At 45.0% G+C, this 12,434-nt stretch carries 8 protein-coding genes and 1 pseudogene; 7 read left to right on the top strand and 2 right to left on the bottom strand.

The window, feature by feature from the left end; all coding sequences use genetic code 11:
* Positions 1-6: 6 nt before the first annotated feature.
* On the bottom strand, positions 7-5,967 hold the full coding sequence (locus AC3A14_RS08070; protein WP_318731803.1) for a type I polyketide synthase: 5,961 nt from the start codon (positions 5,965-5,967) through the stop codon (positions 7-9).
* A 239-nt stretch (positions 5,968-6,206) separates the two neighbouring features.
* Here AC3A14_RS08070 and AC3A14_RS08075 point away from each other — a divergent pair, with 239 nt between their 5' ends.
* From AC3A14_RS08075 to AC3A14_RS08105, 7 genes are all read left to right on the top strand, one after another.
* Positions 6,207-7,568: a DICT sensory domain-containing protein gene (locus AC3A14_RS08075; RefSeq protein ID WP_318731804.1), complete on the top strand. Its 1,362-nt coding sequence runs from the start codon at positions 6,207-6,209 to the stop codon at positions 7,566-7,568.
* 17 nt (positions 7,569-7,585) lie between these two features.
* Positions 7,586-8,227 (top strand): pentapeptide repeat-containing protein, encoded by a 642-nt coding sequence (locus AC3A14_RS08080; protein WP_318731805.1) that lies wholly within the window; start codon positions 7,586-7,588, stop codon positions 8,225-8,227.
* A gap of 101 nt (positions 8,228-8,328) precedes the next feature.
* Positions 8,329-8,793, top strand: coding sequence for a response regulator (locus tag AC3A14_RS08085; RefSeq protein ID WP_318731806.1), 465 nt, complete (start codon positions 8,329-8,331; stop codon positions 8,791-8,793).
* 31 nt (positions 8,794-8,824) lie between these two features.
* A complete protein-coding gene (locus AC3A14_RS08090) occupies positions 8,825-9,349 on the top strand; it encodes an RDD family protein (protein ID WP_318723259.1) in 525 nt (174 codons plus the stop codon).
* A gap of 47 nt (positions 9,350-9,396) precedes the next feature.
* Positions 9,397-9,591: a 50S ribosomal protein L33 gene (rpmG, locus tag AC3A14_RS08095; RefSeq protein WP_271945032.1), complete on the top strand. Its 195-nt coding sequence runs from the start codon at positions 9,397-9,399 to the stop codon at positions 9,589-9,591.
* 71 nt (positions 9,592-9,662) lie between these two features.
* Positions 9,663-9,881 (top strand): 30S ribosomal protein S18, encoded by a 219-nt coding sequence (rpsR, locus tag AC3A14_RS08100; protein ID WP_271945029.1) that lies wholly within the window; start codon positions 9,663-9,665, stop codon positions 9,879-9,881.
* Positions 9,882-10,024: 143 nt separating this feature from the next.
* Positions 10,025-12,046 (top strand): ribonuclease catalytic domain-containing protein, encoded by a 2,022-nt coding sequence (locus AC3A14_RS08105; protein WP_318731807.1) that lies wholly within the window; start codon positions 10,025-10,027, stop codon positions 12,044-12,046.
* Between the two features lie 4 nt (positions 12,047-12,050).
* Here the strand turns inward: AC3A14_RS08105 and AC3A14_RS08110 are convergent.
* Positions 12,051-12,153 (bottom strand): annotated as a pseudogene (locus tag AC3A14_RS08110) (IS5/IS1182 family transposase); the annotation flags it as partial.
* Positions 12,154-12,434 lie beyond the last annotated feature (281 nt).

A 12,434-nucleotide genomic window follows, 5' to 3' on the forward strand; every position in this document is an offset into this window, starting at 1 on the left:
ACCCCCCTAATCCTCCAGTAGTGCATTCAATTTTTGATTAATCAATTCTTCAACTTCTTCTTCTGACAGGTCTTGTATTAGAGCATATCTTTCTTCAAGATCTTCCTCTAGGGTATCCTCCTGTTGTTCGGGAATAGAAGATGGGCTATTGGCTATGGGTGAGCCAGATAATTGTTGAAGCAGGTATTCAACTAACTTGTCGATTGTCGGATAGTCAAATGCCAGGGTCGAGGGCAGAGTGATTTCCAAGTTTCTTTGTAGTTTATTGCGTAATTCAACGGAAGTCAAAGAATCCATTCCCAGTTCAAAAAACTTATCTTCTAATCCAATTTCGCTAACGTTCTTAAGACCTAATATTGGGCCCATCTGATTCCGCAGATGAGAGATGAGCAGCGATCGCCGCTCTTTGGGCGTAGCATTGCTTAACTGTTGTGCAATATTTGATTCAACAGTTGGGGTCACCTCAGTCGCTGTGGCTTTCTGTTGCCAATCTTCCAAGAAGGGAGAATGGGCAATCCGATCTTCCCAGATAGACCAATCCACATTGACAACGCCCACTTCCGTTAACTCTCCAGTCAAGAGAATCGCTAAAGCCTCTAAAACTTCGTCAGGGGAAATAGCATTTAACCCCTGTTGTTGTAAACGAATATCTGCACCCCGTTCTGCTGCTTCTCCGACTTTGGATACGGTTCCCCAATGAATACTTAATGCCGGTAGTCCCATACTGCGTCGATAATGAGCTAAATGATCGAGAAAAGCATTAGCAGCAGCATGGTTACTCTGTCCAGAAGAACCAAACAGAGAAGCAACAGACGAGAACAGAATGAAGAAATCTAAAGGTTGGTTCTTAGTAAGCTGGTGCAAATTCCAAGCCCCTTCTATTTTGGCTTTCATAACGGGTTCAAAACTTGACCAAGTTTGATTTTGCAAGACGGCATCCGAGAGCATCCCCGCCGCATGAATCACTCCTGCTAGGGGGTATGGGGAGCGATTAATGCGATCGCACACCTGGGTGATTGCGTCTAGATCGGATACATCGGCCCTTTCTACTGTCACGGAACACCCCGATTTCTTCAGTTGAGCTAATTTTTCTGCGGTTAACGCATCAGGAGAACGGCGACTGAGCAACACCAAATGTTGAGCGCCTTGCTCAATCATCCAACCTGCTACCAGCAAACCTAATCCCCCTAAACCTCCTGCGATTAGATAAGTCACGTCTTTACCGAGGCTGGGAGGAATGGATGGTGTAGCCAGATCGTTCGGGACTAACCGAGAAACATAACGGCGTTGTCCTCGAAAAGCCACTTGATTTTCACCCTCCCTTGAATGGAGTTCATCCAATAAGTTTAATGCCTGAGTCTCCACCGATTCTGTTGGGTCAAGATCGACTCGAACACAGTTCAATTCTGGGTGTTCTAAGTCAATTACTTTGGCCATCCCCCATACTGGAGATTGGGCGAGTCCAGATAATAGAGGTTCGGGTTCAGGAAGGGGTTGCACGCCTTGGGTTACGACCCATAATTTGGGCGGTTGGCTATTCTCAAGTTTGACTAATTCTTGCACTAAGGATAAGGTCGCGCCACATCCTGATTTCAACCATTCGTTTAACGGTTCTCTCTGAAGGATATCTCCCCTTTCCAGAGTCCAGCATTGCACCACTCCATATAAACTTGACTGTTGGACAATTTCAGTCATCATTTGTCCAAACTCTAAAGGGTGGTGAGGATTAAGGATAAATTCTGCTGCTCCAATCTTTTGATAGTTTTCTCCAGGAAATACCAACGTGCAAGAGTGTCCGACTGAACGTAAATGGGTCGCTAGGTGCTGGGCAATTCCCTCTGGATCTGCCAAAATCAACCAATGTTGAGAGACTGCTCGGTCTTCGAGTCTAGCGGTTTCTTCTGCTTGTGCAATCATCACGACTTGGTCAGAAGAGAGGTCTAATTGCCCCGATTGTTCAGGGAGGATGACCGGCTCGCTAAATCCCGTTTCCTTCAACAGTTGCTGCCATTGCAGCCGATTGAGCAATGGATAATCAGGACGCAATTCATAATCTTGAAATCTCCACCATCCTTCTAACAGTCCAAAAACCAAATCTAGCCATAGGTTCTGGGTTGCAACTTCTAATAAGACAATGAGTCCCCCTGGAGCGAGTAACTGATGTACGTTGTTTAAGGTCTGTTTGAGGTTTTCAGTCGCATGAAGGACATTAGCCGCGATCGCGATATCGTATTGATGTAAATCAACATTCTGTTGTTCGAGATCGCTTTCAATATCTAACGTTTGGTACGAAACAAAGGAATAGTCCTGAAATTTTTCTTGTGCTTTCCGGAGAAATAGGGGCCCTAGATCGGTAAAAACATATTGGGTTCGACTCGGTTGAAGGTGGGGGAGAAGGTAAGCGGTTGTTCCTCCTGTTCCTGCGCCGATTTCTAAGATTCTGACCCCTTGCCTTGGAGGTAACTTTTCTATCACTTGGCTGACTGCGCGTTGGACGATGGTATTCATCGCCTGAGCAGTGGGAGACTCTTGATAGAGGTGTGTTGCTGCGGTCAAATCCCCTTCTGGAAAGACTAGCTGTACCGGGTCTATCGCTCCTCGTAATACGGCACTCAACTGAGACGCACAACGGTGAAGAAGCGTTAATTCGGCAACGATATCTGGATATTTCTGTAATCTCGACTGATAAATTTGACTGGGATTTACGGGGGGTAGCTCTTGTACAACTTCCCATTGTTGCGATCGTTTTTTAAGCATTCCTTCTTGAACAAGAACTTGTAAAATCCGATTAAACAGTTGTTTTTGGCTATTGACGATCCCTAATTTTTGGGTGACTCTCTCTAGTGAAAACAGCTCTGTTGGCTGATAAGACCAGCCCATTTCATCTAGGGCTTGTATAATATACTCTATACCAATTTTCTCTAATAGAGTCAGAATATTTTCTGAAGTTCCTTCCTTGAGTTCTAACTGACCCAAAATAGATTGACGTTCCATGTCTACCGGTTGGATTAACCGGGTCTGACCAAAACCTACTTTTTCTCGCCAATCTATAGAATAAAAATAATCATGAATGCCCGCTTTTCCTAACTCTTGTCGATGTTGCTTGACCAAACACTTCAGTAATTTGGGAAGTAAATCAACTTCATGAGGACTAAAATCTTCAACCGTTCTCAATCGTTCAGTTAAAGGCGATATCTCGCCCTGATTCAATAAGTTGATAATTGATGTTCCTTCGTTAATTTCAGAATCTTCTATCCAATACTTTTCTCCTTGAAATGGATAAGTCGGCAAAGAAACTTTCTGTCCAGAGAAACCAAAACTTTCATAAAATCCTAACCAATTTACCTTCGCCCCTTTTACATAGAATTCCCCTAAACTAGAGAGCATTTGTTGCCATTCTGGTATTCCTGGACGTAAGGAAGGCAAGCATAGGCCGCCTTCCTCAGGTAAACACTCTCTTCCCATGCCCAACAATACAGGTTTTGGCCCAATTTCCAAGAAATTTTCATATCCTTGCTCACATAAGGTCACCATGCTTTGTGCAAATCTAACCGGTTCTTTGATATGATTCACCCAATATTGAGCAGTGCTGACTTCTTCTCCAACTTTTATACCTGTCACATTAGAAACTAACGGGATTTTGGGCTGACGATAAGTTACTCTTTTAGCTATCGCTTCAAATTCAGCTATCATGGGTTCCATCAATGGGGAATGAAAGGCATGGGAGACTTGTAGCGTTTTAGTTTTAATTCCCAGACTTTCTAATTGACTACAAATTGCTGCTAAAGCTTCTATTTCCCCTGATATGACAATACTTCGTTGCCCATTAAAAGCGGCGATACTAACTTGTTTAGAATAGTTCTTTATGACTGCTTTGACTTGAGTTTCCGATGCTAATACAGAGACCATTTGGCCGCCGGGAGGCAAGCGTTGCATTAATTGTCCCCGCATGGCGATTAGTTTCAAACCTTCTTCTAAGGTGAAGACTCCGGAAATACAAGCAGCGACATATTCTCCGACACTATGACCCATCACAATACTGGGTTTTATTCCCCAAGATTCCCATAGTTTAGCTAAGGCATACTCTACAGCAAAGAGAGCGGGTTGGGTATAAGCAGTTTGGTGAATGAGAGAGGCCTCAAGGGGCTGAGATTCATCAGGATATAAAACTTTTAATAGAGGGACTTCTAAATAGGATTTTAGAATTGTGTCACATTCGTCTAAAACCTGGCGAAAAGTTGGGTGTCTTTCATATAATTGTCGTCCCATATTGATAGATTGAGACCCTTGACCGGTAAATAGAAAAGCCACATCTTGAGAGTGGGCTGACGGTGCTGTTCCTCGAATGACCCCGTAGGTGTAAGGTTGGTTGACAAATTCTAAGAGTTTTTCCTCTAACTCTTGCTTCGACTCAGCCACGATTGCTAGTCTTTCTTCAAAATGCGCCCGTCCTAGGGTACTGGTATAGCAAATGTCTGCTATTTCAGATTCATTCTGAGATTGTAAATAAGGGATATAATTCTGGGCTAAGTCTTGCAGCGCGGGTTTGGTTTTAGCACTAAGCGTTAATATATTGAATGAAGGAGCTAGTTCTGTTTGTAGTTTGTCTTGTTCGGGCGGTTCTTCCAAAACGATATGAGCGTTGACTCCTCCAAAACCAAAGGAACTTACTCCGGCTCGCCTAGGAACTATTTCTCCATTTTCTGTAATTAGTGGTTTCCATTCTTGAGTTTCTCTGACTAGATAAAATGGTGTGTGCTTTAAGTCTATTCGAGTATTGAGTTTCTGGAAGTTAATGATTTTAGGTATTTTTTTGTTTTTTATCGATAATAAAACTTTGATTAATCCAGCTATTCCGGCGGCGGCTTCTGTATGCCCAATATTCGTTTTTACTGCTCCTAGACCACAGTAGGGATTTTGTGGTGCTGGGATTCCATAGTGTTGATGGAGTTGTTTGAAACTCCGTTTGAGACTATTGATTTCTATGGGATCTCCCAAGAGTGTTCCTGTACCATGGGTTTCTATGTAAGAAACGGTGTTAGGCGCGATATTGGCTTGGGTATAGGCAGCTCGTAGAACTTGAGTTTGAGCATAAAGATTAGGAGCGGTTAATGTTCTTGCTTTGCCCCCATGATTGACGGCACTTCCTTTGATAACACCATAAATTTGATCTCGGTCTAATCGGGCTTGTTCTAGAGGTTTTAATAGGATTATTCCGGCTCCTTCTCCTCTAACATAGCCATCGGCTTGGCTATCAAATGTTTTGCATTGCCCTGTTGGAGATAACATGCCGAGCTGACTGAATGATATATAGCTGGTGGGAGTGCATAATATATTGATTCCACCTACAAGTGCCATTTGGCATTCTTGTGCTTGAATGGAATTGATGGCTTGGTGCAGAGCAACTAGAGAACTCGAACAAGCGGTATCTACGGGCACACTAGGACCATGAAAGTTAAAGAAATAAGAGATTCTGTTAGCAATCATGCAGGTGTACGTTCCTGTGGCGGTATGTCCCTGAATATTGCCATTTTGATGTTGTATTTGATTATAGTCAGAGTTGCAAACACCGATAAATACTCCTATCTGGTTTCCGGAGAGTTCTAACGGTGAATAACCTGCATCTTCTAAACAAGACCAACTCAATTCTAGGAGAATCCTCTGTTGAGGGTCTATTCGACTGGCTTCCCTTGGCGAAATCCCGAAAAATCCGGCATCAAATTTATCAATGCCTTCGATTAATCCGGACCATTTACTAATCGTTTTGTTGGCAGTCTCTGGAATGGAAGAGTAAAATTTGTCAATATCCCATCTCTGGGATGTGGTAGTGATACTATTGACTCCTTGGAGTAAATTATTCCAGTATTCACTGTAGCTTTTTGCGCCAGGGAAGCGACAGCTTATGCCCACAACAGCTATGGATCGCTCATGGTGATTGGTTTCGTTCTCATTCGTTGCAGAAATCATCTCTTCCAAGTCTTAAAGCCCAGGTCACTAACTATTATACCATAGGTGGGGACACAATGAGCGATCGCTCTCAACAGAAGCTTTAATTCGTCCATGATAGGCATCCTAAGTGCAGGAGTTGTATGATAAGCGTCTTTTTTGATTTTCTGAAAAGTGTGGCTCTACCCTGGTAAGTTATGTCAAAATGTAATGCAAGAATTGAAGATTAATATTTCATAAGCAACTGATAAGATAAAATAATGTTAACTGGCTCAATCCTGCAAAAACTGCATACAGCCCACAAAAACACCCAACCCCTGAACTTTGGGGTCTATTATAAAAATACTTTGGTTGCCCTGTGTCATGCCTTAGAAGATTTTATTCTCCAATGTGAGGATCAGCCCCTGCTGATTGCAGCATTCCAACAGGGGAAATGGTATGAGCAAGAAGCAGAACGCTATCGAGAATTAGCCCAGCGAGCTTCCGAAGTGGTGATTTTAGCCACTGAAGAGGCAGGATTTACTCAACATCCGACCAGTCAATTCCCCAATGTTCAATTAGTGGGTCTAGAGAGCCACGATCCAGTTTGTCAGGAATGGCATCTGATTATTCTGTCCAACAATTATACGGCGATGGTCTTATGTCAAGAATTATCTGCGGTTGATTATGGGGTAAAAGGATGGCCAAAAAACGATTGCGAACGGAAATTTTATGGGTTTTGGACATTTGAACCGACGTTAGTTAAGGAAACTGTTACGTTAGTGGCCGAACATCTGCAAGCCTACGATCCAAAATTAGCTCAACAGCTCGGCGATCGCCTGAAAAATATCACCCCTAAACCTCCAGAAGCCGATCTGCTCAATGCTGTCGTTTCTTCTGTTGTAGACTATCTGCAAAACTGCCAAAATCAACTTAACCCTTACAATAGTGATTCCCCTCTCTATCAGTTTCAAGACCTGACGGATAACTTGCGCTCCAATAAAATTCAAGCCTTGTTACGGATGGCTCAAGTCATTGACCAAGCCGATCTGAGCAACCCCCATGTAGCGACAGAAGTGGCAGCGCTCTCAGATGTAATGGGACAATTGCTAGATTTACCGGTGTGGCAAGTGAAACGCTTACGGTTAGCGGCTCTGCTCCATCGACTGCCCTGCTTACAAGGTCTCCCCGAAGCCCTCGATCCCTACCAAAGCAAACGGCAACAAGAACTTCAGGAACAGCTCTCAGACTTGCCCAAATCTTCGATTTTGCGGATGATGCCCCAACTTCAGGCGATCGCCCATATTATTAGTCATCAAAACGAACATTGGGATGGTTCTGGCAAACCGGAAGGTCTCGCCTACGATCGGATTCCGATTGAATCTCGGATTCTCAGTCTGATTGCGACCTTTGAACAGCAGTTCCAGAGTCAGAATTCCCAAGAGGCGATCGCAGCCCTAGAATATTGCCAAGACCTGGCTGGAACCCAATTTGACCCCAAATTAGTTGAAACGTTGACCTTATTAGTGCGAGGAATGCAACAGGGCTTGCAACTCTCGAACTTGCCCCCTAAAATTGCTTCAGGCATCTGGTTACTTGATGAAAATCCCACCCCCCTTACTTCCCTGAACTCAACCTACTGATGAATCTAATAAATACTATGGATTTAGATCTTGTTGCCCTTCGTGCTGGCCATCTCAAACACCTTCCAGGGGTAAACTTAGAAGATGAAGACCTGACTGAAGTCCAACTTCCGAATGCTGATTTAGCGGGAGCTAACTTAGTGGGAACGATTCTTTCCTCTGCTAATCTCAAAGGAACCCGACTCGACGGTGCAAATCTGATGGCAGCTCAACTGATTGGGGCTGATCTGCGGGGAAATTTACTCGGATCAAACTTAATGCAAGCAGATTTAACCCAAGCTGACTTGCGAGGGAGTAACCTTAGAGGGGCTAACTTGATGAGTGCTACTTTAACCCAAGCTTCCTTAGCGGGGGCATTTCTCAGTGGCGCGAACCTGATCGGGGTTAAGCTACAAGGTGCAGATTTGCGAGGCGCTGACTTGCGAGGTGCAAATTTGAATAATGCTAATCTTAAAGGGGTTGATTTAAGTTATGCCGATCTCCAAGGAGCAAGCTTAACTCAAGCGAATTTAGAAGAAGCTGACTTACGTGGTGCGAATTTGATTGGTGCTAACTTAAAAGAAGCCCATTTACTCTGTGCCGAGTTAGAGGGTGCAAATCTGACGGGGATTACTTGGGAAGGCGCTTGTTTAGTCGGAACAAGCCAGAACCCGGGATAGGATTGTCAAAGGGGTTTTATGCGATTGCCTTGTTCTTCGGTAGACCTTAAGAATAGGGCAGTAGATGCCATAGAGTCATCCCATTTTTGGTTAAGAGTTCTATGCAGCACATTCAATTTGAACCATCCCAATTTACCATCCTGGTGGTTGAAGATAATGCCACTAACATGCGCTTGTTGATTGAAATTTTGCTTGATGATGGCTATCAAGTGGAAGCAGCAGTCAATGGTCTTGAAGCGTTAGAAATCGCTGCACAAATCCGTCCCGATCTGATCCTTCTAGATGTGATGATGCCAGGTCTGAATGGCTATGAAGTGTATCAAAAACTCCAGGACAATCCTCAAACAGAGGAAATTCCGGTGATTTTCATTACGGCGATCGCTCAGGTGGCAGATAAAATTAAAGCCTTTGAACTGGGAGCGATTGATTATATTACCAAACCGTTCAATATCAGAGAAGTCATGGTACGGTTGAAAGGGCATTTGATTCGGCGATCGCAGCATAAGTATTTGGAAGAAAAAATCATGACCCTAGAACAGGCCTTATCAAACCATCAAAAGAATTAATCGATTGCCTATTCCCTATTCCCTTCTGTTCATGTTCAGTCCCCCCCCCGATCGCTATTTTCCCAGAGCGCCTCTGTCACGACGGACAGCAGCGTTTGCTATAGATTTGGCTACGATTTGGCTCTTTTGTGCGATCGCCGGTAGGAGTTTGTTTTTACTAGCCTTTCTCTTAGCTTGGTTTACGGCTCGAATTTTTATTGTCCTCAAAAACAAAGGGCAAAGTCTGGGACGCTATGCTTTTGATCTGCGAGTGGTAGACCAAACGGGACGGACTCCCCTATTTTCTGACTTATTAAAACGGGAAGCCGTTCTCGGACTCGCCTCAATGTTGGCCTTGATCGGATTTAATTCTCTCAATCCAGCCAATGCCTGGTCACTGCTGTTAATCTTACCCCTAGGGGTCGATTGTGGCTGGGCCTTTGCCGAAACCAATTGGCGACAAGCCTTTCATGACCAAGTAGCAGGGACTTTGATGATTCAAACCCGTCGTGGTTATTCCTTAGATTTGAAACTCAAACAAATAGTTGCACAATTACAAAGACGTATGAGACAATAGGAAATTGTGTTTAATTAACTCTAAAAACTTTTAGCGCCCGTAAAGCTATGGCTAAGAATAAAGGTGTCCGCATTACTGTGACCCTAGAATGTACAGAGTGTCGCAGTAACTTGGCGAAGCGATCGCCAGGTGTCTCTCGGTATACAACCAAGAAGAATCGTCGTAACACGACGGGCCGATTAGAGCTGAAAAAGTTCTGCCCCCACTGTAACGCCCATACAACCCACAAGGAAATTAAATAACCTCCAGTTGCTTATTTTGAGTTGCTGGAATTAAGCCCATTGTCCCCAGAATATCAACCGAGATCGAATCTATGTCAAATTACTACAGAAAACGGGTTTCCCCGATTCAACCCAAAGAAAAAATTGATTACAAAGATGTGGATTTACTCCGTAAATACATCACTGAAAGAGGTAAGATTTTGCCTCGTAGAATTACGGGATTAACCTGTAAGCAACAACGTGCCCTAACAGCAGCCATTAAACGGGCGCGGCTGATTGCCCTATTACCCTTTGTCAACCAAGAAGGTTAAGCAGCGGAGTCGGGATGGGTAAAATCAGCACATCCTATGGAGAAAAGTTGGACAGAGAAGAATTCTGAACTAGGAAAGTTAACTCTGCCAAAGACTGGTAAATTAAGGCTGTGATGTTGTGAATCAATCCCTAGGATAGTGCTGTGGAGAAGGGAAGGCTAATTGAATTTAGACTCAATGGGGAACGGCGACTGGCAGTAGCCGATCGCCCAGAAGGAAAGAAAAATTGGGTAGTAATTGACGAAGGCGCTCATAGTCATACGATTAAGCGCCAACAGATTACCTATGAAGTGGCGGGAGAAGCTTATACCCCCTCAGATATTCCCCGGTTCCTCAAAGAAGTAGGGCCCTATCTTGACCCATCCAACTTAGAAGTAGCCTGGGAACTGTTGGTAGAAGCGGGGGAAGCGGTAACCCCCGAAGAACTAGCTCAGTTGCTCTATAGCGATCAAAGTCCTCCCTTGTGTTATGCCGCCCATTGCTTATTGGTTGAAGATAAGCTTTACTTTAAGCAAAAGGGCGATCGCTATGAACCCCGCCCGAGTAGTTTAGTCGCGGAAATTCAGCACCAAACAGAAGTTCAACAACAACGGCAACAAGAAGCCCTTGATTTTCTAGATCGCCTCAATCGGGCCCTAGCGGGAGAAGTGTTAGAGTGGACAAATAGCGATCGCTCCCGTCTAGAGGCGATCGAGAAATACGCTATCCATGGTAATAGCACAGAAGGGTTTAAACCGTCGGCGATCGTTGGCGAAACCCTAACAGCCCTCAATCGTCCCGATACCCCCCAAGCCTGCTTCGATCTCTTAGTTGCTTTGGGGATATGGAGTCCCCACGAAAACCTATTTCTGCGGCGGAGTCAAATTCCAACTCAATTCTCAACAAAGGTACTCGAAGTGGCCCAAGGTTGTCTTCAAAATCCTCCGGATGACCCGGACTCCAACCGCCTAGACCTCACCCATCTTAAGGTCTATACCATTGACGATGAAAGTACCAAAGAAATTGACGATGGTTTGAGCATTGAATACCTAGACGATGCTCAAATTCGGGTCTGGATTCACATTGCCGATCCCACAAGATGGTTAACCCTTGGAGATGAACTAGACCTAGATGCTAGACGGCGAGGGACTACCATTTATACCCCCACCGGCATGATTTCCATGTTTCCCTCAGAATTGGCCACCGGCCCCATGAGTTTAATTCAAGGGAAAGAATGCTGTGCCCTCAGTTTTGGTGTAATTTTAGATCGAGAAGGGGCGATCGCCGACTACACCATCCACGCCACCCTCATCAAACCCACCTACCGCCTCACCTACGACGATGTAGAAGAAATGCTCCATCTGGGCGTTCCTGCCGAACCAGAAATCGCCACCCTTGCCACCCTCGCCAAACTGCGGCAAACCTGGCGCACAGCCCAAGGCGCAATCAACATCTCCATACCCGAAGCCTCCATCAAAGTCAAAGACGACGAAGTAACCATCACCCTGCTCGAAGATGCCATCTCTCGGCAACTTGTCGCCGAAATGATGATCCTCGCCGGAGAAGTTACCGGACGTTATGGTTCTACCCATCAACTCCCCTTTCCCTTCCGTTCCCAACCCCAACCCGAACTTCCCCCAGCCGAAGAACTCATGCAACTCCCCGCAGGGCCTGTCCGCTCCTGCGCCCTACGTCGTTGTATGCCCCGCAGTGAAATGAGCATTACCCCCGCCCGTCACGCCAGTCTCGGACTCGACTTTTACACTCAAGTGACCTCCCCCATCCGGCGCTACATGGACTTACTGACCCACTTCCAACTCAAAGCCCATCTGCGTGGCGACCCCCTACCCTTCTCCGAAGCCAAACTGCAAGAACTCATGGCTGCCATTGCTCCCAGCACCCAAGAAGCCAACTGGGTCGAACGTCAAACCAACCGGTATTGGGGATTAGAATTTCTGCGTCGCCATCTCGATCAAGTTTGGCAAGGTTTAGTCCTGCGCTGGTTACGGGAAAATGACAATTTAGCCCTGGTTTTATTAGAAGAGCTGGGTTTAGAAATGGCCATTCGCTTTACCAACCCGGTAGCTCCTGGCGATTATATCGAGCTTAAAGTCACCTATGCTGACCCCAGAGAAGATGTAGTTCATTTTCAGCATGTCTTAGAACCGGCAGCTTTAGAATCTTGATCCTTGGATGTCCAAAGCCTTTAGGACTAGGGCGTAAAGGCTTGAGTACTTCCCAGGAAGGCATCACTTAAATCACTGGGATAAGATGGTCGTTGAGGATGGACAATTTCTGGTCAGCGACTCATAGCACTATTGAGACTCAATTCTGGCTATTCTCATACTTAATCGATTGAGTGTACCATTTCTTTATATTTCCTTTACATATCAGCTCTGAGAATGGGTGGTAGAGTGGATTTAGGTAGATTTTAGGTAGAGCATAGCCTTCCAAGCTGAATATGGGGATGAGAGTTCCTTTACCCATAAGGCTATAAGAGCAAGCGGGTAGGGGGAATCGAACCCCGAAGATGTTCATCCCTAGTGTCCTGAAAAACGCTGAACGCTATATCTA

It is taken from the genome of Roseofilum sp., assembly GCF_982964205.1.